Origin of the sequence: Companilactobacillus paralimentarius DSM 13238 = JCM 10415, assembly GCF_001434985.1 — a bacterium.
Lineage (GTDB): Bacteria > Bacillota > Bacilli > Lactobacillales > Lactobacillaceae > Companilactobacillus > Companilactobacillus paralimentarius.
On record NZ_AZES01000138.1, the window covers coordinates 1 to 383 of the forward strand.

1 protein-coding gene is annotated in these 383 nt (G+C 25.8%); it reads right to left on the reverse strand.

All coding sequences use genetic code 11. The annotated features are described in order from the left end of the window. Positions 1 to 141 precede the first annotated feature (141 nt). Positions 142 to 324: a GGDEF domain-containing protein gene (locus FD33_RS13055; protein ID WP_268904206.1), complete on the reverse strand. Its 183-nt coding sequence runs from the start codon at positions 322 to 324 to the stop codon at positions 142 to 144. Positions 325 to 383: the final 59 nt, after the last annotated feature.

The window sequence follows — 383 nt, forward strand, 5'->3', positions numbered from 1 at the left end:
CCAAGTCTTCTTTGGTGACTTGTCCGAAAAATTCGATTAATTGTTGCAATCTACTATTTTAATAATTTTTTATATTCATGCTATTTAATTTTAGCATAAAAAAAAACGTTATTTCATTACAAAATAGAAATAGCGATTTTTTTAGAAAGCAGTAATTTGCATACGACCATTGTTTTTAGAATGATAAAGATTGTCATCTACTCGACTGTATAAATCATTAGGCTGAACATCTTTTGATGAAATAGTTGAAACACCCATCGAAATAGAAATATAAATCTTTTTACCATTGATATCAATTGGTAAATGATTTAAAGCTACAAAAATTTCATTTGGCGAATTTTATAATCAAGTTAGCCACTTTAGAAAAATGACAAAATAAAAAC